We start from the raw sequence: 26919 nt of genomic DNA on the forward strand, positions 1-26919 counted from the left end.
GTATAGCAAGGTAAGTGAATGAAAATCTTTTTAGTTTGTGCCTTAGAGCCTTCAGCAAATTTGCATTTAAAAGAAGTTTTAAAAGCTTATAAAAATGAGTATAAAGAATTTGATTTAGTAGGAATTTATGATGAGAATTTATGTAAAGAATTTAGTCTAAATTCCAAGCCACTTTATAGCTCACATGAGTTTAGTGCTATGGGTTTTATAGAGGTTTTGCCACTCATTTTAAAAGCTAAAAAAGCTATAAAAGAGCTAGTAAATTTAAGTCTTACTCAAAAGGTTGATGCGATTTTATGTATAGATTCACCTGCTTTTAACATACCTTTTGCAAAAGCTTTAAAAAAAGCAAATTCCAAAGCAAAAAAAATTTATTATATCTTGCCTCAAGTTTGGGCGTGGAAAAAAGGTCGCATACCTATCATAGAAAGTCATTTTGATGTGCTAGCTTCTATCTTGCCTTTTGATAGTGAGTTTTTTAGTAAAAGCACTTATGTAGGTCATCCGCTTTTAGATGAGATAAAAGAATTTAAAAATCAAGAAGATATAAATTCTATACTTTCAAAAAATGATGATGAGAAAGCAATCGCTTTCTTGCCAGGCTCAAGAAAAAGTGAAATAAAGCGTTTAATGCCTATTTTTAGAGAATTAAGCATTAAATTTAAAGGTAAAAAAATCCTTTGTGTGCCTGAGTTTAATTTAAAAAGATTAGATCTTTATGGGGATATAAACGGTTTTGAAATTCAAAGCAATACCCCAAAAGTGCTTAAAAATGTTGATTTTGCTTTTATTTGTAGTGGCACAGCTACACTTGAAGCAGCTTTGGTCGGCACGCCTTTTGTACTTGCTTATAAGGCTAAAGCTATTGATGTATTTATCGCAAGATGTTTTGTAAAACTCAAACACATAGGCCTTGCAAATATCTTTTTGGATTTTGCAGGAAAAAGCGAGCTTAATCCTGAATTTTTACAAGAGCAAGTGAATGTGGAAAATTTATATCAAGCTTATCTTAAATACGATTATAAGGCATTTTTTGATAAAGTAGATTTTTTAAAAGAATATTTGCAATTTGCAAGTGCAAAAAATTTAGCTAAAATACTTTATGAAATCAAATAAGGATAAATCATGCAAAAAGAACCTATGAGTAAATATGGCTATGAGAAATTAGAAAAAGAATTAGAACATTTAAAAAAAGTTGAACGCCCAAAAGTAGTAGAAGAAATAGACATAGCAAGAAGCCATGGAGATTTAAAAGAAAATGCAGAATATCACGCAGCTAGAGAAAAACAAGCTTTTATAGAAGGTAAAATAGCTGAACTTGGAGATTTGATCTCAAGAGCACAAATCATCGATCCATCTTCTTACGAGCATGATAGTGTGAAATTTGGTTCAACTGTTGTTGTAGAGGATTTAGAAAGTGAAAAACAAAGCACTTATACTTTGGTAGGGGTAAATGAGGGAAATTTAGAAAAAGGTTATATTTCCATTAGCTCGCCTATTGCTAAAGCAATGCTTGGTAAAAAAGAAGGCGATGATTTTAAAGTGCGTTTGCCAAAAGGCGAGAGTGAATTTGAAATCATTTCTATAGAATACAAAGCTTTGGAATTTTAATTTTTGCAAAAAATAACTATAAAAGAAAATGCTATTTTCATCGCTGATGCGCATGAAAATGAGAATAGGCGTGGTTTTTGGGATTTTTTGCAAGCCTTAAAAGATAAAAAAATTCAAACTCCACAGCTTTTTTTAATGGGTGATATTTTTGATCTTTTGATTTATGAAGTAAAAGTTACTCATGGCTTTGCAAAAGCTTATATAGATTTACTTGAAGAGCTTGCTGATGAGATTGAAATCATTTATTTAGAAGGTAACCATGATTTTAATTTAGCTAAATTTTTTAAAAAAGTGAAGGTTTTTAGCATAAAACAGCAACCTTTACTTTGTAAATTCCAAGATAAAACCTTAGTAAAATTAGCCCATGGAGATATTTTTTTAAAACCTTTTTTGCAATTTTGCTTAAAAAGTTTAAGAAATCATTATTTGCTATTTTTTTTAAATTTTTTGAATGTTATTAGCAAAGAAAAAATTACTCAAAAAATTCTAAAAAATCAAAACAAAAAACAACTTATTAGAAAAATTCCTCACTTTGCTACTTTAGTAAAAGAGCGTTTAAAACACTATAATATAGGTTTTATAATAGAAGGTCATTATCATCAAGATGTGTTTTTAGAATACGAAAATATAAAATATTTAAATTTAGCTACTTTTGCATACAAGGAAAGTTTTTTTGTAGTAAAATATGAACCAGAAATCAGATTTCACAAAATAGAACTTAAGGAGGCATAATGTTTGATGAGAATGTCGTTAAAACAGGTTCAAATGAAATGGAACTTGTTGATTTTCGCATCTTTAAGCAAGGCCACGATAAAGTCTATGAAGGAATTTATGGTGTAAATGTTTCTAAGGTTAGAGAGATCATTAAAATTCCTTTTTTGACTGAAATTCCAGGGGTACCTGACTATGTGGAAGGTATTTTCGATCTTCGTGGTGTGGTGATTCCTGTAATCAACCTAGCAAAATGGATGCAAATTCAAGAACCAGAAATGACAAATATAAAACCTAGGGTAATCATTACTGAATTTAGTAATGTTTTAATTGGTTTTATTGTGCATGAGGCAAAAAGAATTCGTAGAATAAATTGGAAAAATATAGAACCAGCTACTTTTGCAACAAGTGCAGGAAGTTTGGATAAGGGTAAAATTACCGGTGTGACTAAAATCGAAGGAGATGAGGTTTTACTTATCCTAGATTTAGAAAGCATAGTGCAAGAGCTTGGAATTTATACTCCACAAACTGATATTGAAGATGATAAAATCCAAAAAATCGAAGGTATGGCTTTAGCGCTTGATGATAGCTCTACTGCAAGAAAACTTGTAAAAGATATTCTGAATAAAATCGGATTAAAAGTTGTTGAAGCAAAAGACGGTGTTGAAGGTTTACAAAAACTAGAAGAGCTTTACAATGCTTATGGTGCTGATTTAAGAAAGCATCTAAAAATCATCGTAAGCGATGTTGAAATGCCACAAATGGATGGTTTCCACTTTGCAGCTAAAGTAAGAGATGATGAGAGATTTAAAAATATTCCTATCGTGTTTAACTCTTCTTTATCAAATGAATTTATGAGTGATAAAGGTGTTAAAGAAGCAGGTGGCGATGGATATTTAGTTAAATTTAACGCAAGTGATTTCTTTGCTGAAATTTCTCGTGTTATTAAAAAACATGAAAAAGGTGAGGAGTAAAAATGGAAGATATTCAAGAAATACTTGAGGATTTTTTAGTTGAAGCCTTTGAATTAGTCGAGCAAATTGACCATGATTTGGTTGAATTAGAAGCAAATCCTGAAGACTTAGAACTATTAAATAGAATTTTCCGTGTTGCGCACACTGTTAAAGGTTCATCAAGCTTTTTGAATTTTGATGTTTTAACAAAACTTACTCATCACATGGAAGATGTTTTAAATAAAGCAAGACATAATGAACTTAAAATTACTCCTGAAGTAATGGATGTGGTTTTAGAGTCTATTGATATGATGAAAACCTTGTTAAATTCTATTAGAGATAATGGAAATGATACAGCAATAGGACTTGACATAGCTCCAATTTGCGCAAGATTAACTGCTATTTCAGAGGGTGAAAGCTTAGAGTCTGTTGCACCAGCTAAAGCTGAAGAGCCAAAAGAAGAAGTAAAAGAAGAACCAAAAGCTGAAGAACCTGAAGTTGATGTTAATAAGCTTAGTGATGATGAGGTTGAAGCTGAAATTGAAAGACTTTTAAAAGTAAGAAAAGCTGAAGATCAAGCAAGACGTGCTGAAAAGAAAAAAACACAAGAAGCAAACCCAGCTCCAAGTAAACCAGCTGCTCAAGCACAAAATGCAACTGCTGAGAAAAAAGTTCCTGCAGCAGGTGGTGGAAGTAGTGGTGCAAATATGGATCAAACCATTAGGGTTGAAGTTAAAAGACTTGACCATTTGATGAACTTAATCGGTGAGCTTGTTCTTGGTAAAAACCGCTTATTGAAAATTTATGATGATGTTGAAGAAAGATATGATGGAGAAAAATTCTTAGAAGAATTAAATCAAGTTGTTTCTCAACTTAGTATTGTCACTACAGATATTCAACTTGCTGTTATGAAAACAAGAATGCAACCTATTGCAAAAGTATTTAATAAATTCCCAAGGGTTGTACGTGATTTGGGTCGTGAGCTTGGTAAGCAAATGGAGCTTGAAATTTCAGGGGAAGAAACTGAGCTTGATAAGTCTATTGTAGAAGAAATCGGCGATCCTATTATGCATATGATTAGAAACTCATGTGATCATGGTATAGAAGATCCAGCAACGCGTGTGGCTAATGGTAAACCAGAAAAAGGAACGGTTAATCTTAAAGCATACAATGAAGGAAACCACATTGTAGTAGAGATTGCTGATGATGGTAAAGGGCTTGATGCTGATGTATTAAAAGCAAAAGCTATGGAGAAAAATCTAATTACAGAACGTGAAGCTGATCAAATGAGTGATAAAGAAGCATTTGCGTTGATTTTCAAACCAGGTTTTTCAACTGCGAAAAAAATTACTAATGTTTCAGGTCGTGGCGTTGGAATGGACGTTGTTAAAACCAATATTGAAAAACTAAATGGTGTGATTGAAATCGACAGTGAACTTGGAAAAGGTACTGTGATGAAACTTAAAATCCCACTTACCTTGGCGATTATTCAATCATTGCTTGTAGGTACACAAGAAGAGTTTTATGCTATTCCTCTTGCAAGTGTTCTTGAGACAGTTAGAGTGCCAATTGATGATATTTATACTATTGAAGGTAAAAATGTACTACGCTTAAGAGATGAGGTTTTATCTTTAGTAAGACTTTCAGATGTATTTGGTGTAAAACAAGTGCTTGAAAATACTGATCAAACTTATGTAGTTGTTATTGGTGTAGCAGAAAGTAAGCTTGGTATTATAGTAGATACTTTAGTAGGTCAAGAAGAGATTGTTATTAAGTCTATGGGTGAATATTTACAAAACATTCAAGGTATAGCAGGAGCGACGATTCGTGGTGATGGTAGAGTTACTTTGATTATTGATGTTGCTGCTATGATGGATATAGCTAAAGAAATCAAAGTAGATATTAAAGCACAAATCGAATCACAATCTAAAAAAACTGCTAAAGAAAAACCAAGTGATTATACAGTGCTTATAGTGGATGATTCTAAAATGGATAGAAATATCATGCAAAAATCACTAGAGCCATTAGGTGTGAGCATTATAGAAGCAACTAATGGTGTGGAAGCTTTAAATATGATAAAATCAGGTGAGCATGATATTGATGCAGTGCTGATTGATATTGAAATGCCAAGAATGGATGGTTATACCTTAGCAGGTGAAATCAGAAAGTATTCTAAGTATAAAAACCTTCCGCTTGTTGCAGTAACTTCAAGAACTAGTAAATCAGACCGCTTAAGAGGTGTGGAAGTAGGAATGACTGAGTATATTACTAAGCCTTACTCTCCAGAGTACTTAGAAAATGTAGTTAGAAAAAATTTAAAACTAGGATAAGAAGATGAATGATAAATTAAGCCAGGTTTTGCAAAAACAACAAGCACAAATTGCAGAACCTGATGTAGATAAAGAAGAGGATATTATTCAGCTTGTTGGTTTTGTGGTTGGAGATGAGGAATATGCTATTCCTATTCTTAATATCCAAGAAATTATTAAACCTATAGAATATACTAGGGTTCCAAGTGTGCCTGATTATGTTTTAGGTGTGTTTAATATGAGGGGTAATGTTATGCCTTTGATTGATCTTGCAAAAAGATTTAATCAAGGTAGTTCTAAAATGACACCTCAAACTAGATATATTGTTTTAAAAGGTATGGCAAATGGTAATCAAACTCCTGCAGGCAATGCGGGTTTTGTAATAGATAGATTAACAGAGGCTATCAAAATTCACAGAAGCAGGATTGATCCACCACCTGAAACTTTACTAAAAGAAAAAGGTATGATTTTTGGTATAGGTAAAAGAGAAGAAAATATCTTGACTATATTAAAAGCTGAAGCTTTATTAAAGCGTGAGTTTTAATGATAAAGCTTTGTGCCTTTGACTTTGACTCTACGCTAATGGATGGAGAAACCATTGATATTTTAGCACAAGAGTATAATGTTGGTGATGCTGTAAAAGCAATCACCAACAAAGCAATGAATGGTGAGCTTGATTTTTTTGAAAGCTTAAGTGCTAGAGTAGCCTTGCTTGAGGGAATGCCAGTTGATCAAGTAAGAAAGTGCTGTGAAAATTTACCTTTGATGAATGGCGCTAAAGAATTATGTGAGTATTTAAAAAATAAAAACATAAAAATTATTGTTTTTAGCGGTGGATTTCATGAAGGAATTGACTTAATACAAAATAAACTTCATTTTGATTTTGGTTTTGCTAACTTTTTGCATAGTAAAAATGGTGTTTTAACGGGAAAAGTTGGTGGAGAAATTATGTTTAACAACTCAAAAGGTATTATACTACAAAGACTTAAGAAATTTTTAAATTTAAAAACAGAAGAGATTATGTGTGTGGGCGATGGAGCTAATGATATTTCTATGTTTAAAGAATGTGGATTAAAAATAGCTTTTTGTGCCAAAGAAATTTTAAGATCCCATGCAGATATTTGTATAGATAAAAAAGATTTAAAAGAAATAATAAAGGTAATACAATGAAGAAATTTTCACTATGGTGTGATTTTATAGAAAATGAATTTTTAGATCATGAATTTTTAGATTTAATATACTCAAGAACAATCAACGGTGCTACTTCAAATCCTGCTATTTTTAAAAATGCGATTTTAAATTCAGCTATTTATAAAGAAAAAATCAAAAAATCAAATCTTAAAGATAAAAAAGCTTTATATGAGTATCTTGCGATAGAAGATATAGCTAAGGCTGCGGATAAATTAGCTATTAATTATTATGAAAAAAATGATGGTTTTATTAGTATTGAAATTGACCCAAGATTAAAAGATAATACTAGCTCATCTTTGGCTGAGGCAAAAAGATTATACACGCAAATTGCAAAAGAAAATGTGATGATGAAAATTCCTGCTACAGAAGCTTCTTATGAAGTAATGCAAGAATTAATGAAAAATGGTATTAGTGTCAATGCTACTTTGATTTTTGATTTTGAGCAAACTAAAAAATGCTTTGAAGCTTTAAATTTAGGTTTAAAAGAATTTAGAAAAAATAATACCGCAGCCAAAAAAGAGCCTCAAGCGGTTATTAGTATTTTTGTAAGCCGTTTTGATAGATTATTAAATAATCAAGTTTTAGATAAAAATTATATAGGAATTCTTACTGCAACAAAGGCTTATAATTATATCATTAAACAAAATGAAGCAAATATTAGAGCCTTGTTTGCAAGCACGGGTGTTAAGGGTGATGATTTAGAAAAAGATTATTATATTAAAGAATTACTCTATGATAAAGCTATCAATACTGCACCACTAGATGCTATTAAGGCTTTTAAAGGTAAGCAAATTGTATTTAAAGAGCCTTTAAAAGATGAATGTATAGAGAAAAAATTGAATGCAAATATTTCAAAAGATGCTTTAAGTAAAGCTTGTAAAGATTTGCTTGATGATGGTTTAGAGCAATTTTGCATAGCTTATGAAGATATTTTAAAATCTTTATAAACTTATTTAGCTATAATTAGCGTTTATTTTTTTAGAAAGGAAACAGATGTTAGAAGGTATCGTTAGAGAGAGTATCGGTAGAAAAGCTGCTAAAGCTTTAAAAAGAGATGGTTATCTAATCGCAAACATCTACGGAAAAGGATTAGAAAACATCAATGCTGCTTTTAAAGTAAATGAATTTATTAAAGAAGTACGCAAAAAAACTACTTTAGCTTTTGATGTAAAAGTAGCAGATAAAGTATTAAATGTTGTGGTAGTTGATTATCAAAAAGATCCTGTAACTGCAGAATTAAAACACGTAGATTTAAAAGTAGCACAAAAAGGTGTTATTTCTAAATATATGGTTCCTGTAAAGATCGTAGGAACAGCTATGGGTCTTAAAAATAAAGGTGTTTTAATCCAATCAAAAAGAAGATTGAAAGTAAAATGTGCAGCTGAAAACTTACCAAATTATTTTGAGTTAGATGTAACTAAACTTGATGTTGGTGATGCACTTTTAATCCGCGATGTTGTTGTACCTGAGGGTGTAACTATGGTTGATGCTGATAGAGTAGCTGTAGTTGGCGTAGAAAAAGCAAGATAAAATGACCTTAGTCGTAGGACTTGGTAATATAGGAGAACAATACGCCCAAACCCGTCATAATGTAGGGTTTATGCTAATTGACTTAATTTTGAAAGATTTGCAAACAACAAAGCTTTCAAATGCTAAATTTAAAGGAGAGCTTTTTAAAGGCTCTTCTACTCTTTTTTTAAAACCTTCCACTTATATGAATTTATCCGGAGAAAGCGTAAAAGCTGTTAGTGAATATTATAAATGCAATAGAATTATTGTAATTCATGATGATATAGATTTAAATTTAGGTGCTTTGAAATTTAAAATAGGTGGATCAAGTGGTGGGCATAATGGACTTAAAAGTATAGATCATCTTTGTGGTAATGCTTATGAGAGAGTACGCATAGGAGTAGGAAAAGGACAAGATGTAATTTCTCATGTTTTGGGGAAATTTAAACAAGAAGAGCAAGAAAGTTTAACTAAGGTTTTAGAACATAGTAAAAAAGCCTTACTTGAGCTTTTAAATTCTGATATAGAAAAAATCGCTTCAAAATATTCTTTAAAAAGTTAAACGATGAGTATATTTTTTCGCTATATTTCATCTTTATATTTAAAATCATTTTTTATTTTATTTTTTTCTTTGACTTTTTTCTTTGTAGCGATTGATTTTTTGCTCAATTTCAATAGACTGCCAAAAAGTGCAAATTTAGAGCTTTTATATATATTTTTCTTAACATGCTCAGCAGCTTCTTATATACTGCCTTTAGCTATAGTCCTTGCTTTGGTTTTATGTATTTTTAATATGATACGCTCGAATGAATTTGTTAGCTTGTATGCTTTGGGTTTAAGTAAAAATCAAGTGATTTTTTATCCTTTTTTATGGGCTATGTTTTTTTGTTGTGTTTATGTAGGACTTAATTTTAGTTCTTTTGCTTATGCAGATGAATATAAAAGTAATATTCTTAAGCGTGGCGTTGTAGATAGAGAGGGTGGGGAAGTTTTGATTAAATATAATGATAAATTTATTTATATACAAAAAACAAATTCTCAAACCTTATATAATGTAAAAATCTTTGATGTAAAAAATTTAGACATTCAAAACATAATCCATGCAAAAACTGCTAAATTTAATGGAAATTCTTGGGATTTAAATGATGCTAAAGCTACTAATGTACCACAAAATTTGATTGTTTCAAAAGAGGGTTTGAGTATAGAAGAATTTAAAAATATTAAAGGTTTAGAAGACTTTTCTCCAAAAATTTTAGAAAGAATTTCTTTGGTAGAGAGCAATCCTTCTTATTCTATTTTAGACGCGCTAGAAAGTATGGTAATTTTTGCAAAACAAAATATTTCTACTAATACACTTAGAACAAGTTTATATTCTTTAGTTCTTACACCGTTTTTTGCGCCATTTTTAATGCTTATTGTGTATTATTATTTTCCTTTAACAGCAAGATTTTTTAATCTCGCACTTTTAGCTTTTGTGTTTTTTGTGTGCATACTTTTAGTTTGGGGCTTGTTGTTTTTATTAACAAGATTGAGTGAAAATGAAATTTTACTTCCAGAGCTTGGTATAATGCTGCCAGTATTTATTTTAATGAGTATAGGAAGTTTTTATTATTTTAAACACAAATAACTACAAGTGAGGTTTTTATGGATTATTTAAAACTAGCAAAAGAATATAACACACCATTTTATATTTATGATTTTGATAAAATCAAAGAGCGTTTTACAATGTTAAAAGATGCTTTTAAAGCAAGAAAGTCACAAATTTTTTATGCAGTTAAAGCAAATTCTAATTTAAGTGTTTTAAAACTTTTAGCTTCTTTAGATAGCGGGTTTGATTGTGTTAGCGCGGGTGAGATTTATAGAGCTTTAAAAGCAGGAGCTAAAAATTATAAAATTATTTTTAGTGGGGTAGGTAAAAGTGCTGATGAGCTAAAATATGCTTTAGAGCAAAACATACTTTATGTAAATTTAGAAAGCTATGAAGAAATGCTTCTTTTAGAACAAATTGCTAAAGAAAGTCAAAAGATAGCTCGTATAAGCATAAGAGTAAATCCAAATGTAGATGCTAAAACACATCCTTATATTTCTACAGGTTTGCATGAAAATAAATTTGGCGTAGATATAGAAAGTGCTAAAAAAATGTATCTTTATGCTAAAAACTCACAATTTTTAGAGCCAGTTGGTGTGCATTTTCACATAGGCTCGCAAATTCTTGATATAAGTAGTATTCATGAAGCTTCTGTGATTGTTGCAAAATTAGTAAAAGAGCTTTTGGCTTTAAAAATTAATATTAAATTCTTTGATATAGGTGGAGGCTTAGGGGTTTGTTATAAAGATGAACAAGAGCCAAATTTATATGATTATGCTCAAGGAATTTTAGCAAGTTTACAAGGTCTTGATGTGTGCATAGGTATGGAACCTGGTAGATTTCTAGTGGCAAATGCAGGTGAGTTTGTTACTAAAGTATTATATGAAAAATTTAATGATAAAAAGCGTTTTGTGATTGTTGATGGGGCGATGAATGATTTATTGCGTCCAAGTTTATATAGTGCTTATCATGAAATCAAGCTTTTGAGCGAAAATAAAGAAGAAAGCCTTTGTGATATTGTTGGTGGGATTTGTGAGAGTGGAGATTTTTTAGCTAAAGATAGAAAATTAGCTAAAACAAAAGCAGGAGATTTGATCATAGTTAAAAGTGCAGGTGCATATGGTTTTAGCATGAGTAGTAATTATAATACTCGTAATAGAGTATGCGAGCTAGCTTGTGAAAATGGCACGGTAAGAATGATTAGAAAAAGAGAAAGTTATGAGGATCAAATTGCTTTAGAGTTTGATTTTTTAAAGGATTGAAATGTTGTTTTTAGATGTGCAAGGAACTTTGATTTCAGATTATGATAAAAGTCCTATAAATGGTGCTTTAGAACTCATTCAATCTTTAAATAAAGAAAAAATTCCTTATGTGATTATTACTAATAATACCAAAAAATTAGATTTTTTAAATTATTTGCAAAATTTGGGTTTTGAAATTAATGAAAAAGCTTATATTGATCCTTTTTGTGTTTTAAAAGATCATTTAAAGCCTTGTAAAATAGCAGCTTTTGGAGCAAAAGAATTTTTAGATTCACTTCAAGAGTTAGGCTATGAGCTTGATTATAAAAACCCAAAAGCATTTTTACTAGCAAGTTATGATAATTTTAAATTTCAAGATTTTGCTAGTATGATAGAGTATCTTAAAAATGGTGTGCAAGCTATAGCAATGCATGAAAGTAGTATTTATAAGAAAAATTCAAGGCTTTATCCAGGCGTTGGAAGTATTATGTCTATGCTTAAAAATGCATGCGAGTTTGATTATAAAGTGATAGGAAAACCTAGTAAGGCTTTTTATGAAAGTGCTTTAAATTTATTAAAACAACAAGATTGTAATGTGAGTTTTGAAAAGACTTTGATTATTAGTGATGATTTTAAAGGTGATTTGCTTGGTGCTTATGAGCTTGGCATGCAAACAGCCTTGGTTTTAAGCGGTAAAATTTCTAACACTCAAGGTCTTGATACAACTAAACTTAATTTTGTATATGATAGTATTAAGGATTACTACATATCGAGGTTTAAATGAAAGAGATAGAAAAATTACGCAATAAAATCGATACTATCGATGATAAAATTTTGGCTTTACTTAATGAAAGAATGCTTCATGTTAAAGATATAGGAGTTATTAAGCAAAATTTAGGTGGGAGTATTTATAGACCTGAGCGCGAAAGAGCTATTATAAATAGACTTAAAAATTATAATCATGGTTTATTAGATCAAAATGCAATCGAAGCAATTTATCAAGAAATTTTTGCTGTATCAAGAAATTTAGAAATGCCTCAAAGCATAGCTTATTTAGGACCTGAGGGAAGCTATACGCATCAAGTAGCAAGAACGCGTTTTGGTGCTATGAGTCGTTATACTCCACTTGCAAATATAGAAGATGTTTTTAAAGAATTAGCTCACAAAGAAGCAAAATATGGAGTAGTGCCTATAGAAAATAATACAGCAGGTGCAGTGGGTGTGACGCTTGATTGTCTTGGAAAATATGAAGATGTAAAGATTTTTGCTGAAATTTATATGGATATTCATCATTCTTTTGTAAGTATGAGTGAAAATTTAAAAGATATTAAACGCATATATTCTCATCCACAAGGCTATAATCAATGTAGAAATTTTTTAGAAAGTCATGATTTAAGTGAAGTTGAATTTGTAGCAAGCAAATCCACAGCTCATGCGGCTTACTTAGCTTCGCAAGATGTTACTTCAGCCGCGATTTGCTCTAAGATTGCAGCAAAACTTTATAATGTACCTATATTATTTGAAACGATTGAGGATAATTTGGCAAATCGCACTAGATTTTTGATTTTAAGTGATATAAAAATACCTCAAATGCCTCATTGTAAAACTTCTATTTTAGCGCTTGCTGCACATAAACCAGGTGGGCTTAGTGATTTATTATATGAGTTTAAAAAAGAGGGGATAAATTTAACAAAACTTGAATCACGCCCTATAAAAACAAGAGAATTTGTACATAGTTTTTATATAGATTTTGAAGGACATATTGATGATGAAAATGTCCAAAGAGTATTAAAAAAAGCTGAGCATATAAAATGGCTTGGATCGTATTTATCAGGAGAAAGCAATGAAATTTAATCCTTTTTTAGAAGCTATTAAAACTTATGAAAGTGGCAAGGATATGGATTTAATTGCTAAAGAATATGGTTTAAAAGAAGTTATTAAGCTAGCAAGTAATGAAAATCCTTATGGCACAAGCAAAAAAGCCAAAGAAGCCATTATAAATAATGCACATTTAGCTCATTTATATCCTGATGATACTATGAGTGAATTAAAACAAGCTTTAGCACAAAAATATGATATTTTAAAAGAAAATCTCATCATAGGTAGCGGGAGTGATCAAATTATAGAATATATAGTGCATGCAAAACTTGATCATTCTAAGGCTTATTTACAATGTGGGGTTAGTTTTGCTATGTATGAAATTTATGCAAAACAACTAGGAGTTAAGATTTATAAAACTCCAAGTCTAACCCATGATTTAAATGAGTTATATGAGTTATATCAAAAGCATAAAAATGAAATCAAAGTAATCTTTTTATGCTTGCCTAATAATCCTTTAGGTGAGTGTTTAGACGCAAGTGCGGTTTTTGAGTTTTTAGAAAAAATTGATGAGGATTGTTTAGTAGCCATTGATGGAGCTTATAATGAATTTGCTTCATTTAAAGATAGTAAAAAGCATATTAATCCTAAAGAATTAATCCATAAATTTCAAAATGTAGTATATCTAGGAACCTTTTCTAAGCTTTATGGTTTGGGTGGTATGAGAGTAGGTTATGGTATAGCTTGCAAGGAAATTATCAATGCGTTTTATAAATTAAGAGCACCTTTTAATGTGACTAATTTGAGTTTAAAAGCTGCTGTTGCTGCATTAGATGATGATGAGTTTGTGCAAAAAACTTTGGAAAATAATTTTTCACAAATGAAACTTTATGAAGATTTTGCTAAAAATTATAAAATTCGATACATTCCAAGCTATACAAATTTTATTACTTATTTTTTCGATGAAAAAAATAGCACAGATTTATCTGAAAAACTGCTTAAAAACGGTATAATAATAAGAAATTTACAAAGTTATGGTTTAAATGCTGTGCGTATAAGTATAGGTACAGAGTATGAAAATTCAAGGTTTTTTGAAGAGTTTTCTAAAAATTTTTAGTTTGTAGGAAATAAATGGATTATAAAACTATACTGCACCAAGTAGGTCAGCTTTATCAAAATTTAAGTTTAAGACAGCGTATTATCATTGCTGCTTCTATTGTTGTTGTAGTTGGATTTTTAGTATTTTTAACCCTTTTTAGAAGTGGCTCTACAGTGGCTAGCGAGGCTGGATATTCAGTATTATTTGAAAATGCTAATACTAGTGATTCGGCGATGATAGTAACTCAACTTGAAAAAAGTGGAGTTCCTTATATTTTGCGCAATGAAGGAACTATTTTAGTTCCTAATGAACAAGTATATAAACAGCGTTTAGCTATTGCTTCTGCAGGATTATTGCCAAAGGATAATAAAGTAGGTTTTGAGCTTTTTGATAAACAAGAATTTGGTGCAACAGAAGCTGAACAAAAGGTAAAATACCAAAGAGCATTAGAAGGTGAGCTTGCTAGAACGATTGAAAGTTTAGAGCCTATTCATAGTGCTACGGTGCATATTGCTTTTGCTAAAGATACACTTTTTACCCAACAACAAGTTCCACCAACTGCTTCAGTAGCTTTGACTATAAAAGAAGGTTTAAAGCTTAATAAAAAGCAAATTATGGGGATTAAAAATTTAATTGCTTCCTCAGTGACAAAACTTACTCCTGAAAATGTAAAAATTATGGATCAAAAAGGTATTCCTTTAGATGATGAGGGTGCTTTTGAAAGTGATTTAATCGCTGCTCAAATTAAATATAAAAGAGATCAAGAATATGAATTAGAGCAAAAAATTGTTGCTTCTATTGCTCCATTTGCAGGTGGTTATGATAGGGTAGTAGCAAAGGTTAGTATTGATTATGATTTTTCTAAAGAAGAATCACAAAGTGAAGTATATGATCCAAATACCGTTGTGCGTAGTGAGCAAACCTTGGAAGAGCATAGAGAAGGCTATAAAGATAAAGAAATTCAAGGTGTACCAGGTGCTGTTTCAAACATCGGTCCTGTAGAAGGTTTAGATGATAAAGGCGCGCGTGAGGTTTATACTAAAAATCAAACCACAACTAACAATGAAATTTCTAAAAAAATCACCAATACTACTAAGCAATTTGCAACTGTTAAGAGAATTTCTGCAGCTGTTGTGGTAGATGGAAAGTATAAAGTAATTACTGATGATCAAGGAAATGTTACTAATGAATATATTCCTTTGAGTGATAAAGAAATTAAAGCGATTGAGAATTTAACTAAAGGCGCTATAGGTTTTAATCTTGCTAGAGGTGATGCGGTTGAAGTAAATAATTTGGAATTTCATAGAACAGCTAAAGTTGAAAATAAGGTTCAAACTTTTTATTCAAGATTTGTTGAGCCATTTATCCCACCTGTTAAGTATGTCTTTGCTGCGATTTTACTTTTCATCTTTTATAAAAAGGTTATTGTGCCATTTTCTCAAAAAATGCTTGCAGATATCAAGCTTGAAGAAGAAATGGAAGGTAAAGATGGACAAGTTATTGATGAAGCTGAAGACGCTATTGAAAAATTCAATGCAGCACGCAAGAAAGTTGAAGAGCAACTTGGCTTTGGGGATAATTTTGATGAAGATGCGCTTCAATATGATGTTTTACTTGAAAAATTAAGAGCAGTGGCTAATGAAAAAGGTGAAGAAGTGGCATTATTGTTACAAAAACTTGTTGAAAATGAAGCTGAATTTGGTGAGAAGGATATCTGATGATAAAGCTTAGTGAAGAACAAAAAATGGTCTATGATGACCTTTCTATGCCAGAAAAGGTCGCAATTTTTTTAATTCAACTTGGAGAAGATGTAACAACAGTTTTATTTTCTCATATGGATATTAATGTTATTACTGAAATTTCTCGCTATATTGCTTTAGCAAAAAATGTTGACAAACCAGTTGCTACTGCAGTGCTTGAGGAATTTTATACTTTATTGCAATCAAACCAGTATCTAAAAAGTGGTGGTTTGGAATATGCAAAAGAAATTTTATTTAGAACTTTTGGTCCTGAAATTGCCAATAAAATTTTGGAAAAACTTACCAAAAGTATGGAAAATAACCAAAATTTTGCTTATCTTTCTCAAATCAAACCACAACAGCTTGCTGACTTTATCATTAAAGAACACCCTCAAACCATAGCTTTGATTTTAGCTCATATGGATACTACTCAAGCTGCTGAAACTTTGGAGTATTTTAGTGATGAATTAAGAGCTGAAGTTGTAATAAGAATGGCAAATCTTGGGGATATTTCACCTTCAATCATCAAAAGAGTATCTGCTGTGCTTGAAAGTAAGCTCGAAAGCCTTACTTCTTATAAGGTTGAAGTGGGTGGTCCAAGAGCAGTTGCTGAAGTGCTTAATCGCTTGGGTCAAAAAGCATCCAAAACAACACTTTCTTATATTGAGCAAAGTGATGAAAAACTTGCTACAACCATTAAAGATTTAATGTTTACCTTTGATGATATTTCTCAGCTTAGCACTAATGCGATTAGAGAAGTTTTAAAAGCTGCTGATAAGCGTGATTTGATGATAGGTTTAAAAGGTGCAAGCGAGGATTTAAAACAAAAATTCATGTCCAATATGTCTACGCGTGCTGCTGAAGCTTTTGTAGAAGAAATGGGCTTTTTGGGTGCTGTGCGTGTAAAAGATGTTGAAGAAGCACAAAGAAAAGTTGTAGAAGTGGTGCAAAAACTTGCAGAACAAGGTCTTATCCAAGTGGGTGAGGCTGATGAGATGATAGAGTAAGATTATGGCAAAATTAACTAATGTAATTTCACCCGAAAACATTTCTGCTCATGTAGTTGAGGGTTATCATTTTAAAGTTATGAGTGAAATGCCCTCTAATGAAGAACAAAAACAAGAAGAAATTCAAACTATAAATCAAGTCTCTCCTGTCCAAAATACAACTCAGCAAGCAGTAGAAAACCAAACGGTAGAAACCACACCACAAGCCCCACAACCACAAATCCAACCTGATTTTGTAGAAGATTTGCTTAAAAAAACTGATGAGATGTCAGGAAATATTATTAAGTTACAAATGCAAATAGAAAGCCAAGAAGCTGAATTTAACAATCGCTTAAATACAGAATTAGAACATGCAAAAGAAAAATTTACCAAAGAAGGTTATGAACAAGCTCAAAAAAATTTTGAAAGTGAATTAGAAGCTTTAAAAGAAAAATACTTAAAAAGTGTAGAAAAGCTTGAAAATACAGTGCAAAATTTAAATAACTTTTTATCTAAAAATGAAAAAGAATTGGCCGATACAGCTGTAATTATCGCAAAAGAGGTAATTGCAAAAGAACTTGAGAAAAATTCTTCACTTATAGCCTTAAATTTGGCAAAAGAACTTATGAATGAGCTTAAAAATGCTACTAAGATAGAATTAAAACTTAGCCCTGATGATTTTGAGTATGTAAAAACACATTTGCAAGAGCAAAGTAATATCAAATTTAGCCTTGATGATGCGATTAACAAAGGAAGTATTTTAATATTAAGTGATGCAGGCAATATAGAATCAAATCTTAACAATCGTTTGCAAAAAATCAAAAATATGGTTAATGAATGATAGATTTAAATAACTTAAATATTAAAAATATGCAAATTAAAGAGCTAGAAAATTTAGCTAATAATTTGCGTGAAGTTATTATAGATACAGTGAGTAAAAATGGTGGACATTTAAGTTCAAATTTAGGTGTAGTTGAGCTTAGCATAGGTATGCATTATGTTTTTGATGTGCGAAAAGATCCTTTTATTTTTGATGTTTCACACCAATCTTATCCGCATAAGCTTTTAAGTGGTAAAATAAATAATTTTCACACTCTAAGACAGTTTAATGGTTTAAGTGGCTATACCAAGCCTGATGAGGGGGATTATTTTGTAGCAGGACATTCAAGCACTTCTATATCTTTAGCAGTTGGAGCTTGTAAGGCTATAAGATTAAAAAATGAAGATCGCTTGCCAGTTGTATTAATAGGCGATGGAGCGCTAAGTGCGGGTATGGCATATGAAGCCTTAAATGAGCTTGGTGATAGAGAATATCCTTGTGTAATTATTTTAAATGATAATGAAATGAGTATTTCAAGGCCAATTGGGGCTATTTCAAAATACCTTTCTCAAGCAATGGCAACGCAGTTTTATCAAAAGTTTAAAAAACGCATAGAAAATCTTTTAGAATACTTTCCTCAAGGTGCTTCTTATATGGCAAAGCGTTTTGAAGAGGGTTTAAGACTTATTACACCCGGACTTTTGTTTGAAGAATTAGGACTTGAATATATTGGACCTATTGATGGGCATAATTTAAATGAGGTTATTAATGCGCTCAATCAAGCAAAAGCTATGAATAAACCTTGCGTTGTACATGCGCAAACTATCAAAGGCAAAGGTTATGCATTAGCTGAGGGAAAAAATGCTAAATGGCATGGGGTAGGTGCTTTTGATAGAAGTAGCGGGGAGAGTTTAAAGGCAAATGTAAGTAAAAAAAGTGCTACAGAAATTTTTTCAAATACGCTTTTAAATTTAGCTCAAAAATATGAAAACATAGTAGGCGTAACTGCTGCTATGCCAAGTGGTACTGGAATAGATAAGCTAATGGAAAAATATCCTGAACGTTTTTGGGATGTTGCAATTGCAGAACAACATGCAGTTACTTCTATGGCGGCTATGGCAAAAGAAGGTTTTAAACCTTTTATAGCAATTTATAGCACTTTTATGCAAAGAGCTTATGATCAAGTTATTCATGATTGTGCTATTATGAATTTAAATGTAGTTATAGCTATGGATAGAGCAGGAATTGTAGGAGAAGATGGAGAAACGCATCAAGGTGTTTTTGATGTTAGTTTTTTAAGTGCTATTCCAAACATTACTCTAGCAGCTCCAAGAGATGAGGCTATGATGGAAAAAATCATGGAATATGCTTATTTTCATCAAGGTGTTTTTGCTTTTCGTTACCCTAGGGGTAATTTTTTATTAAATAATGATTTTAATCCATGTGAGATAAAACTTGCCAAAGCTCAAATTTTATCTAAAACACAAAGCGATAAAGTATTTTTAGGTTTTGGTCAAGGTGTAGCCAAGGCAAAACTAGCTTTGGATAAACTTGGTTTAGATTATGCGAGTTTGATAGATTTGATTTTTGTAAAACCTTTAGATGAAGAGCTTTTAAAAGAATTAGCAAAAGATACAAAAACTTGGTTTGTTTTTTCAGATAGTGCTAAAATAGGTGGAGTGGGAAGTTTAATTACAAATTTTTTACAAAAAGAAAATCTTTATCACATAAAGCTAGTAAGCTTTGAATTTGAAGATTGCTTTATCACGCATGGTAAGACAAATGAGGTTGAGCAGTTTTTAAAACTTGATGTTGATTCTTTATGCGAAAAGATTAAAATTTATTAAAAGATAAAAAATATCCTTTAATATAATTATTTTTTTATAAAAAAAGCGTTATACTATAGAAAAAATATTGGAGAATTTATTATGGAACTTATTCAAATGCTTAAAAACTGTGATTTAAAAGCTACTCCACAAAGACTTTGTATTTTAAAAATTTTAAAACGCCATGAACATCCTAATATAGAATCATTATACGAAAGCATCAAGGAAGAATATCCTTCTATTTCTTTAGCTACAGTGTATAAAAATTTAAATACTTTAAAAGAACAAGGTTTGGTTGTAGAAATCAATACGCCAAATCAAAAAACTTGTTATGATATTTATGAATATCCTCATATTCATGTAATTTGTAGCAAATGCAATCATATAGAAGATGTATGTTATGAAGATAGTGGGATAAATAAATACCAAGAAGATCTTGAGAAAAAAATTGGCAATATTATTGATTATCTTGGTGTATTTGCCTATGTAAATGGCTGTAAAGCTTGTAAAAAATAAAATGGTTTGTGAAGTTCAAAGACGCTTTTTACTCGAAAATGATGATTTTATAAAAATTTTAAAAGAAGAAAAAATTGCTTATTCTAAGGATAAGATACGCGTTTTTTTTACGCGTATAAGTCCTTTTTGTGATGTTAAATATAAAAAAATCAATCAAGATTATTATCAATTTTCACTTTATAAACTGCACGATATTATAGATAAAAAAACTCATAAACTCTCTAAAAAAGAATTTAAGCGCCAAAGTAAAAATGCCATAGGGGATATCATTAAAAAAACTAGAATTAGCTTCGAGATTAATGGCATTTGGTTTTTTCTTTATAAATTTAAAAATAATTTGCAAGATTTAATTATTTTGAAAGTTATTTTTTCTACTTTTGAGCAAGCAAAATGCTTTAATTTACCTCATTTTTTGCAAAACTATAAAGAAATCACAGATAATGAAAATTTTTATAGTAAAAATTTAGCATTATATGGAGATTTTTCTAAAATTTTTGATAGCACAAAATGTATTAAAATTTTAGACAAGCAAGAAGATATTAGTTTATATTTCCCAAGTCAAATTCAAAGTTTTGAAGCGGGTAAAATCTTACTTTTTGTGCTTTTAAAAAGATTAAAAAATGATAGATTAAATTTTTTACAAAAATTGACTTTTGAAAGCTTAGAGCAATTTTTTATAAGCCTTAGGCAAATTTGTATTTTCTTTGAGTTTTTTAGCACTCTTTTTGAAAAAAGTATTCAAAATAAACTTCAAAATTATATTTTAAATTTAGAAAAACAAGTATGTAGTGATAAAAATTATAAATTTGAATTAGAAAAATATATTTTTATTTTAAGTGATGAAAAAATCAATGATATTTTTCTTGATATGGAATTTATTTTAAAGAATGATTGTGATTTTTATCAAGGAGAAAAAAATCAAATTTTAAAGTCCTTGGTAGCTTTTAAACTAAGAAAAGGATTAGTTTTTTTAAAGAAAAAAATTGTAAAATCTCAAAGAAATCTTGAAGAAGAAATAGAAAGAATAAAATTTTTATTATGCTATTTTGCAACTATGTTTGAAGAAAAAAGTATTGAAAAACTAAAAAATTATTTTGAATATAATCATTTAGAGCAAATTTCATATGATGCAAATATAATAAAACAAATTGAAAAAAGCATTAAAAAATTAAAAATATATAGTTAGGAAAAACATGCAAAAACAAGAAAAAATAGTTAAAATGTTTGATGATATAGCACCAACTTATGATAAGGCTAATAGAATTTTAAGTTTTGGAAGTGATGTGAGTTGGAGAAAAAAAGCTTGTTTGGATGTTTTTAAATTTTCTAATAATGAACTTGATATTATCGATGTAGCTTGTGGTACGGGCGATATGATTATAGAATGGCAAAATCAAGCCTTAAAAGCAAATAAAAACATTACGAGTATAAAAGGGGTTGATCCAAGTGCGGGTATGCTTGAAGTAGCTAAGAAAAAAATTCCTGAAGCGACTTTTGTACAAGCAAAAGCACAAGAGCTTCCACTTGAAAATGAAAGTGCAGACATCATAAGTATAAGTTATGGTATACGCAATGTGGTAGATAGAAAAGAAGCTATAAAAGAATTTGCAAGAGTGTTAAAAAAGGATGGGATTTTACTTGTACTTGAATTTACCAAAAGAGAGCAGGGTGGTTTTATAGCTGCTTGTAGAGATTTTTACTTAAAAAATATTTTGCCAAAAGTAGGTGGATTTATCAGTAAAAATTATAGTGCTTATGAGTATTTACCAAATTCTATAGAAGATTTTTTAAGCAAAGAAGAATTTATCAAAGAATTGAGTGAGCATTTTGAAATGTTAGAGTATAAAAGCTTTAGTTTTGGTGTTTGCTCTATGTTTATTGCAAGAAAAAAATGAAAGTTTCAGAACTTAATCTAAAAGCTAAAAGTTTATTAGAATTTCATCTTGATGATATAGAGCTTAGTGGGGAAATTTCTAAAATTACTATTCATAGTTCAGGACATTGGTATTTTGACTTAAAAGATGAAAAATCAAGCATAGCTTGTGTGATGTTTAAAGGTTTTAATCAATTTGTCCAAGCTAAACCTAAGGTTGGCGATATGCTTGATCTTAGAGGTTATGTGAGTTTGTATGAAGCAAGTGGTAGGTATCAATTTATCGCTAAAAGTATGCAAAAAACAAGCCTTGGGGATTTAGAAGTTAAATTTTTAGCCTTAAAAGAAAAGCTTGAAAAAGAAGGTTTGTTTGATATAAATGCCAAAAAAAGCATTGTTAAATTTCCTAAAAAAATAGGCATAATCACTTCTTTTACTTCAGCTGCCTTGCAAGATATGTTAAAACTAATTTCACAAAAGGAATACAATCTTTGTAAAATAACTATTTTTAATGCGCTTACTCAAGGACAAAGTGCTCCAAATTCTTTGATAAATGCTTTAAAAAAAGCTGATGAGTTTAATTTAGATGCAATTATTTTAGCAAGAGGCGGTGGAAGTAGAGAGGATTTGTTTTGTTTTAATGATGAAGAACTTGCAAGATGTATTTTTTCTTTAAAAACGCCTATTGTTTCTGCTATTGGACATGAGATTGATTATGTTATTAGTGATTTTGTAGCAGATTTAAGAGCACCAACTCCAAGTGCGGCTATTGACATGATTTTTCCAAATAAACTCAGCTTAGAACAAGGACTTGATGAGCTTGCTATGCGTTTTAAAAACCAAATGTTAAATCATCTTAAGTTTTATCAAAATAAAATCGATCATTTACAAAATTTAGCCAAAGCGAAATCTTTAGAAAATGCTTTTTTTCTTAGAAAACAAAAGCTTGATTTTTTACAAAGTCAATTAAAGAGCGTTTTAAATTTAAAATTATTAAACTATGAAAACAAACTTAATAATTTTGAAGAGCTTTTAACTCAGCATAAAAATTTCTTTGATAAAAGTAAAAATTTGATAAATTTACAAAAAGATGGCAAAAATATCTCTCTTGAAAAACTAAAAAAAGGAGATATTATAAAACTTTGCTCAATAAATGAGAGTAAAGAAGCCCAAATACTATAAAAAGGAGACAAAATGAGAGTAATGAATTTTAGTGCAGGTCCTTCAAATCTGCCTGATGAGGTTTTAAAAGAAGCACAGGAGCATTTGTTTGATTATCATGGCAAAGGCTTTTCTATTATGGAAGTTTCTCATCGTGGAAAGGTTTTTGAAGAAGTGCATTTTGAAGCTATTAAAATGGCAAAAGAGCTTTATGGTGTAAATGATGATTATGAAGTGCTTTTAATGCAAGGTGGGGCTAGTTTGCAATTTGCTATGATACCTATGAATTTATATATGGGTGGAGTTTGTGAATTTGCTAATACGGGAGTTTGGACTAAAAAGGCTATTAAAGAGGCTGAAATTTTAGGAGTAAATACAAAAATAGTAGCAAGCACTCAAGAAAGTGAGTTTGATCATATCCCACAATTTGAATTTAGCGATAATGCAGATTATGCTTATATATGCTCTAATAATACCATTTATGGAACTCAGTATAAAAGCTATCCAAAAACTAAAAGTCCTTTGATAATTGATGCTTCTAGTGATTTTTTCTCTAAAAAGATAGATTTTTCTAATGTTGCTATGCTTTTTGGTGGAGTGCAAAAAAATGCAGGAATTTCAGGACTTGCTTGTGCATTTATCCGCAAAGATATGATAGAGCGTAGTAAAAACAAAAATATACCTAGTATGTTAAAATACAGTGTTTATGCTGAAAATAATTCTTTATTTAATACACCTGCAACCTTTGCTATATATATGTTTAATCTTGAAATGAAATGGCTTTTAAATCAAGGTGGCTTAGATAAAATCAATGAGCAAAACATACAAAAGGCTAAAATTTTATACGATGTGATTGATGAGAGTAATGGTTTTTATAAAGGTCATGCTAAAAAAGAAGATAGATCGCTAATGAATGTCAGTTTTAATATAAATCGTGCTAAAAACTTAGAGCCAGTTTTTGTAAAAGAAGCTGAAGAAAATGGTATGATAGGTCTTAAAGGACATAAAATTTTAGGTGGAATTCGCGCTAGTATTTATAATTCTATCAGCATTGAAAAGGTGCAAAACTTAAGTGAATTTATGAAAGATTTTGCTAAAAAACATGCTTGATTAGGTAAAAAGAGGATTTTTATGAATAATGACAAAATAAGTATCATTGGTGCTAAGGAAAATAATCTTAAAAATATCAACCTAGAAATTCCTAAAAATAAACTCATAGTTTTTACAGGACTTAGTGGAAGTGGTAAATCAACTTTAGCTTTTGGTACGCTTTATGCAGAAGGACAACGTCGCTATATTGAGAGTTTAAGTGCTTATGCAAGGCAGTTTTTAGATAAAGTGGGTAAGCCAAATGTTGATAAAATAGAAGGTTTAACTCCTGCTATTGCTATTGATCAAAAAACAACTTCTAAAAATCCTAGATCAACCGTTGGGACTATTACTGAAATTTATGATTATTTAAGACTTTTATATGCAAGGATTGGCTCACAACATTGTCATCAATGTGGTCAAAAAATCTCATCTATGAGTGCAGCAGATATTGTAGGTGAAATCTTAAAGCTTCCAAAAGGAGCTAAAATCATCATTTATGCGCCTTTGATCAAAGAAAAAAAAGGAACTTTTGCAGATCTTTTGGAAAATTTAGTCGCAAAAGGCTATGTTAGAGCGCAAATTGATGGGGTTTTAACGCGTCTTGATGAGGATATTGAGCTTGCTAAAACCAAAAAACATACAATAAAACTTGTAATAGATAGGCTTGAAGTGCAAGATGATATGCTAGCAAGACTTGCAAGCGATATAGAAAAAGGACTTAGCGAGAGTTTTGGTGAAGTGGAAATTGAAGTTTTAAATAATGAAGAATTAAATATAGCAAAACATTTTCATTATAGTGAGCATAATGCTTGTTTTGATTGTAAAATTTCTTTTCCTTTGCTTGAGCCTTTGAGTTTTTCTTTTAATTCTCCAAAAGGCGCTTGTCCAAGTTGTGATGGTCTTGGTATAAGATATACGCTAGATATGAAAAAACTTATCAATGAAGAATTAAGCTTAGAAGCAGGAGCTATAAAGCTTTTATACGGGTTTAATAAAAGTTATTATTATAAGTTTTTAATGGCCTTTTGTGAACAAAATGATATCAGGGTAAAAATTCCATATAATGAGCTAAGTGAAGAAGAAAAGCGTCTAGTGCTTTATGGTAATGCCAAGGAAATTAACTTTTTATGGAAAAGACATCGCTTAAGTCGAAAATTTGAAGGTGCGGTTAAATATGCCTATGAAATGCTAAAAGATGAAAAAGATTTAAGCGAGTATATGAGCGAAAAAACTTGCAAAGATTGCAATGGTCATCGTTTAAGAGCAGAAAGTTTAGCCGTAAAAGTAGCTGAGAAAAATTTGGGTGAAATTTTAGATATGAGTATAGAAAATACCGCTGCATTTTTTTCAAAAGAAGCTAATTTTGCGTATTTAAGTGAGCAAGAAAGATTGATAGCTAAGCCTATTTTTAAAGAAATTAATGAAAGATTGTTTTTTCTTTATGATGTAGGACTTGGGTATTTATCTTTAGGGCGTGATGCAAGAACCATTAGCGGGGGTGAGGCTCAAAGAATTCGTATAGCATCTCAAATTGGTAGTGGTTTAAGTGGAGTGATGTATGTTTTAGACGAGCCTAGTATTGGTTTACATGAGCGAGATACGGCAAAACTCATTAAAACTTTAAGAAATCTTCAGCAAAAGGGTAATACTTTAATCGTGGTTGAGCATGATAAAATGACTATAGAAGAAGCAGATTTTATCGTAGATATTGGTCCAAATGCTGGTAAATTTGGCGGTGAGGTTGTATTTAGTGGAACTTATAAAGAATTATTAAAAAGCAAAAGTCAAACTGCTCTTTATATGAGTGGTAAAAAGCAAATTGCCCATCAAAAAAATAGAGAACAAAAAGATTTTATTAGTTTAAAAGATGTGAGTATTAATAATATTCAAAATTTAAGTGTAGATTTCCCACTACGCAATCTTGTAGCAATTACAGGCGTTTCAGGAAGTGGTAAGAGTTCATTAATTTTACAAACTTTGCTTCCATTTGCAAAAGAAGAGCTTAACCGTGCTAAAAAAGTTAAAAAACTAAGTGGGGCTAAAATAGAAGGTTTAGAAAAACTTGATAAGGTAATTTATCTTGATCAAAGTCCTATAGGAAGGACTCCTCGTTCAAATCCTGCTACTTATACAGGTGCTATGGATGAAATTCGTAATCTTTTTGCAGCTACCAAAGAAGCTAAAATGCGAGGTTATAAAGCAGGGCGTTTTTCTTTTAATGTTAAAGGTGGAAGATGTGAAAAGTGTAGTGGAGATGGTGAAATTAAAATAGAAATGCACTTTTTGCCTGATGTGATGGTAACTTGTGATGTTTGTAATGGTAAAAGATATAATGATGCAACACTTGAGATCAAATATAAAGGTAAAAGCATAGCCGATGTTTTGAATATGAGTATTATCGAAGCAAGTGAGTTTTTTACTTCTGTACCAAAAATAAAACAAAAGCTTGATACTTTGGTAAAAGTTGGGCTTGATTATCTTACCTTAGGACAAAATGCAACTACTTTAAGTGGTGGAGAGGCTCAGCGTATTAAGCTAGCCAAAGAATTAAGCAGAAGTGATACAGGAAAAACTCTTTATATTTTAGATGAACCTACAACAGGACTTCATTTTGAAGATGTTAATAAGCTTATTTTAGTTTTGCAACATTTAGTCGATCTTGGAAATAGTGTGTTTGTGATAGAGCATAATTTAGATGTGATTAAAAATGCTGATTATATCATCGATATGGGACCTGAAGGTGGGGTTAAAGGTGGTAAGGTTATAGCTAAAGGTAGCGTTGAAGAGCTTGCTAAAAATCATGAAAAAAGTGGTTCTTATACAGGGTATTATCTAAATTTAGAGTTAAAAAGCATAAAAAAATAAATTGGTTGAAG

General features: G+C 30.5%; 25 protein-coding genes. All 25 read left to right on the forward strand.

What is annotated here, in order from left to right; genetic code table 11:
* The first annotated feature begins 18 nt into the window (after positions 1–18).
* Positions 19–1116, forward strand: a complete 1098-nt coding sequence (lpxB, locus tag L8V82_RS05710) for a lipid-A-disaccharide synthase (protein ID WP_263724310.1) — start codon at positions 19–21, stop codon at positions 1114–1116.
* A gap of 9 nt (positions 1117–1125) precedes the next feature.
* Entirely contained in the window at positions 1126–1611 is a 486-nt protein-coding gene (gene greA / locus L8V82_RS05715; protein WP_039619215.1) for a transcription elongation factor GreA, read from the forward strand.
* Between the two features lie 3 nt (positions 1612–1614).
* Positions 1615–2343 (forward strand): UDP-2,3-diacylglucosamine diphosphatase, encoded by a 729-nt coding sequence (locus L8V82_RS05720; RefSeq protein ID WP_263724311.1) that lies wholly within the window; start codon positions 1615–1617, stop codon positions 2341–2343.
* Positions 2343–3296 carry a chemotaxis protein gene (locus tag L8V82_RS05725; RefSeq protein WP_039619212.1) on the forward strand — a complete coding sequence of 318 codons (954 nt, stop codon included), beginning with the start codon at positions 2343–2345 and terminating at the stop codon, positions 3294–3296. The genes L8V82_RS05720 and L8V82_RS05725 overlap by 1 nt, the downstream gene beginning before the upstream one ends.
* Positions 3297–3298: 2 nt before the next feature.
* Complete coding sequence (locus L8V82_RS05730) at positions 3299–5605, forward strand: chemotaxis protein CheW (RefSeq protein WP_263724312.1); 2307 nt, start codon at positions 3299–3301, stop codon at positions 5603–5605.
* 4 nt (positions 5606–5609) lie between these two features.
* Positions 5610–6128, forward strand: a complete 519-nt coding sequence (locus L8V82_RS05735; protein ID WP_039619209.1) for a chemotaxis protein CheW — start codon at positions 5610–5612, stop codon at positions 6126–6128.
* The gene (serB, locus tag L8V82_RS05740; protein WP_263724313.1) at positions 6128–6754 is read left to right on the forward strand and encodes a phosphoserine phosphatase SerB; all 627 of its coding nucleotides are present in this window, start codon (positions 6128–6130) and stop codon (positions 6752–6754) included. The genes L8V82_RS05735 and serB overlap by 1 nt, the downstream gene beginning before the upstream one ends.
* Complete coding sequence (locus tag L8V82_RS05745; protein ID WP_263724314.1) at positions 6751–7722, forward strand: transaldolase; 972 nt, start codon at positions 6751–6753, stop codon at positions 7720–7722. Before serB ends, L8V82_RS05745 begins: the two co-directional genes overlap by 4 nt.
* A gap of 46 nt (positions 7723–7768) precedes the next feature.
* A complete protein-coding gene (locus L8V82_RS05750; RefSeq protein WP_133319540.1) occupies positions 7769–8305 on the forward strand; it encodes a 50S ribosomal protein L25/general stress protein Ctc in 537 nt (178 codons plus the stop codon).
* 1 nt (position 8306) lies between these two features.
* Positions 8307–8846 (forward strand): aminoacyl-tRNA hydrolase, encoded by a 540-nt coding sequence (gene pth, locus L8V82_RS05755; protein ID WP_263724315.1) that lies wholly within the window; start codon positions 8307–8309, stop codon positions 8844–8846.
* A gap of 3 nt (positions 8847–8849) precedes the next feature.
* The gene (locus L8V82_RS05760) at positions 8850–9911 is read left to right on the forward strand and encodes an LptF/LptG family permease (protein ID WP_263724316.1); all 1062 of its coding nucleotides are present in this window, start codon (positions 8850–8852) and stop codon (positions 9909–9911) included.
* A gap of 17 nt (positions 9912–9928) precedes the next feature.
* Positions 9929–11134 carry a diaminopimelate decarboxylase gene (gene lysA / locus L8V82_RS05765; protein WP_263724317.1) on the forward strand — a complete coding sequence of 402 codons (1206 nt, stop codon included), beginning with the start codon at positions 9929–9931 and terminating at the stop codon, positions 11132–11134.
* 1 nt (position 11135) lies between these two features.
* Entirely contained in the window at positions 11136–11897 is a 762-nt protein-coding gene (locus L8V82_RS05770; RefSeq protein WP_263724318.1) for an HAD-IIA family hydrolase, read from the forward strand.
* Complete coding sequence (gene pheA, locus L8V82_RS05775; RefSeq protein WP_070255253.1) at positions 11894–12967, forward strand: prephenate dehydratase; 1074 nt, start codon at positions 11894–11896, stop codon at positions 12965–12967. The genes L8V82_RS05770 and pheA overlap by 4 nt, the downstream gene beginning before the upstream one ends.
* The gene (gene hisC, locus L8V82_RS05780; protein ID WP_263724319.1) at positions 12957–14048 is read left to right on the forward strand and encodes a histidinol-phosphate transaminase; all 1092 of its coding nucleotides are present in this window, start codon (positions 12957–12959) and stop codon (positions 14046–14048) included. The genes pheA and hisC overlap by 11 nt, the downstream gene beginning before the upstream one ends.
* A gap of 14 nt (positions 14049–14062) precedes the next feature.
* The gene (gene fliF / locus L8V82_RS05785) at positions 14063–15748 is read left to right on the forward strand and encodes a flagellar basal-body MS-ring/collar protein FliF (RefSeq protein ID WP_263675421.1); all 1686 of its coding nucleotides are present in this window, start codon (positions 14063–14065) and stop codon (positions 15746–15748) included.
* Complete coding sequence (gene fliG / locus L8V82_RS05790) at positions 15748–16776, forward strand: flagellar motor switch protein FliG (RefSeq protein ID WP_039619192.1); 1029 nt, start codon at positions 15748–15750, stop codon at positions 16774–16776. Before fliF ends, fliG begins: the two co-directional genes overlap by 1 nt.
* Before the next feature lie 4 nt (positions 16777–16780).
* Positions 16781–17596 carry a flagellar assembly protein FliH gene (fliH, locus tag L8V82_RS05795; protein WP_263724320.1) on the forward strand — a complete coding sequence of 272 codons (816 nt, stop codon included), beginning with the start codon at positions 16781–16783 and terminating at the stop codon, positions 17594–17596.
* Positions 17593–19422 (forward strand): 1-deoxy-D-xylulose-5-phosphate synthase, encoded by a 1830-nt coding sequence (gene dxs / locus L8V82_RS05800; RefSeq protein WP_263675423.1) that lies wholly within the window; start codon positions 17593–17595, stop codon positions 19420–19422. The genes fliH and dxs overlap by 4 nt, the downstream gene beginning before the upstream one ends.
* 81 nt (positions 19423–19503) lie before the next feature.
* On the forward strand, positions 19504–19917 hold the full coding sequence (perR, locus tag L8V82_RS05805) for a peroxide-responsive transcriptional repressor PerR (RefSeq protein ID WP_087699633.1): 414 nt from the start codon (positions 19504–19506) through the stop codon (positions 19915–19917).
* 1 nt (position 19918) lies between these two features.
* On the forward strand, positions 19919–21103 hold the full coding sequence (locus L8V82_RS05810) for a hypothetical protein (protein WP_263724321.1): 1185 nt from the start codon (positions 19919–19921) through the stop codon (positions 21101–21103).
* A gap of 7 nt (positions 21104–21110) precedes the next feature.
* Entirely contained in the window at positions 21111–21812 is a 702-nt protein-coding gene (gene ubiE, locus L8V82_RS05815) for a bifunctional demethylmenaquinone methyltransferase/2-methoxy-6-polyprenyl-1,4-benzoquinol methylase UbiE (protein WP_263724322.1), read from the forward strand.
* Positions 21809–22972 (forward strand): exodeoxyribonuclease VII large subunit, encoded by a 1164-nt coding sequence (gene xseA, locus L8V82_RS05820; protein WP_263724323.1) that lies wholly within the window; start codon positions 21809–21811, stop codon positions 22970–22972. The genes ubiE and xseA overlap by 4 nt, the downstream gene beginning before the upstream one ends.
* A gap of 12 nt (positions 22973–22984) precedes the next feature.
* Entirely contained in the window at positions 22985–24061 is a 1077-nt protein-coding gene (serC, locus tag L8V82_RS05825) for a phosphoserine transaminase (RefSeq protein ID WP_263724324.1), read from the forward strand.
* A 21-nt stretch (positions 24062–24082) separates the two neighbouring features.
* Positions 24083–26908: an excinuclease ABC subunit UvrA gene (gene uvrA / locus L8V82_RS05830; RefSeq protein WP_263724325.1), complete on the forward strand. Its 2826-nt coding sequence runs from the start codon at positions 24083–24085 to the stop codon at positions 26906–26908.
* The last annotated feature ends 11 nt before the right edge of the window (positions 26909–26919 follow it).

The sequence above is a fragment of the Campylobacter sp. IFREMER_LSEM_CL2151 genome (assembly GCF_025771725.1).
Lineage (GTDB): Bacteria > Campylobacterota > Campylobacteria > Campylobacterales > Campylobacteraceae > Campylobacter_D > Campylobacter_D lari_C.

Coding starts and splice junctions, on each gene's coding strand:
- lpxB (WP_263724310.1), top strand. CDS start 19: ATGAAAATCTTTTTAGTTTGTGCCTTAGAGCCTTCAGCAAATTTGCAT.
- greA (WP_039619215.1), top strand. CDS start 1,126: ATGCAAAAAGAACCTATGAGTAAATATGGCTATGAGAAATTAGAAAAA.
- L8V82_RS05725 (WP_039619212.1), top strand. CDS start 2,343: ATGTTTGATGAGAATGTCGTTAAAACAGGTTCAAATGAAATGGAACTT.
- L8V82_RS05730 (WP_263724312.1), top strand. CDS start 3,299: ATGGAAGATATTCAAGAAATACTTGAGGATTTTTTAGTTGAAGCCTTT.
- L8V82_RS05735 (WP_039619209.1), top strand. CDS start 5,610: ATGAATGATAAATTAAGCCAGGTTTTGCAAAAACAACAAGCACAAATT.
- serB (WP_263724313.1), top strand. CDS start 6,128: ATGATAAAGCTTTGTGCCTTTGACTTTGACTCTACGCTAATGGATGGA.
- L8V82_RS05745 (WP_263724314.1), top strand. CDS start 6,751: ATGAAGAAATTTTCACTATGGTGTGATTTTATAGAAAATGAATTTTTA.
- L8V82_RS05750 (WP_133319540.1), top strand. CDS start 7,769: ATGTTAGAAGGTATCGTTAGAGAGAGTATCGGTAGAAAAGCTGCTAAA.
- pth (WP_263724315.1), top strand. CDS start 8,307: ATGACCTTAGTCGTAGGACTTGGTAATATAGGAGAACAATACGCCCAA.
- L8V82_RS05760 (WP_263724316.1), top strand. CDS start 8,850: ATGAGTATATTTTTTCGCTATATTTCATCTTTATATTTAAAATCATTT.
- lysA (WP_263724317.1), top strand. CDS start 9,929: ATGGATTATTTAAAACTAGCAAAAGAATATAACACACCATTTTATATT.
- L8V82_RS05770 (WP_263724318.1), top strand. CDS start 11,136: ATGTTGTTTTTAGATGTGCAAGGAACTTTGATTTCAGATTATGATAAA.
- pheA (WP_070255253.1), top strand. CDS start 11,894: ATGAAAGAGATAGAAAAATTACGCAATAAAATCGATACTATCGATGAT.
- hisC (WP_263724319.1), top strand. CDS start 12,957: ATGAAATTTAATCCTTTTTTAGAAGCTATTAAAACTTATGAAAGTGGC.
- fliF (WP_263675421.1), top strand. CDS start 14,063: ATGGATTATAAAACTATACTGCACCAAGTAGGTCAGCTTTATCAAAAT.
- fliG (WP_039619192.1), top strand. CDS start 15,748: ATGATAAAGCTTAGTGAAGAACAAAAAATGGTCTATGATGACCTTTCT.
- fliH (WP_263724320.1), top strand. CDS start 16,781: ATGGCAAAATTAACTAATGTAATTTCACCCGAAAACATTTCTGCTCAT.
- dxs (WP_263675423.1), top strand. CDS start 17,593: ATGATAGATTTAAATAACTTAAATATTAAAAATATGCAAATTAAAGAG.
- perR (WP_087699633.1), top strand. CDS start 19,504: ATGGAACTTATTCAAATGCTTAAAAACTGTGATTTAAAAGCTACTCCA.
- L8V82_RS05810 (WP_263724321.1), top strand. CDS start 19,919: ATGGTTTGTGAAGTTCAAAGACGCTTTTTACTCGAAAATGATGATTTT.
- ubiE (WP_263724322.1), top strand. CDS start 21,111: ATGCAAAAACAAGAAAAAATAGTTAAAATGTTTGATGATATAGCACCA.
- xseA (WP_263724323.1), top strand. CDS start 21,809: ATGAAAGTTTCAGAACTTAATCTAAAAGCTAAAAGTTTATTAGAATTT.
- serC (WP_263724324.1), top strand. CDS start 22,985: ATGAGAGTAATGAATTTTAGTGCAGGTCCTTCAAATCTGCCTGATGAG.
- uvrA (WP_263724325.1), top strand. CDS start 24,083: ATGAATAATGACAAAATAAGTATCATTGGTGCTAAGGAAAATAATCTT.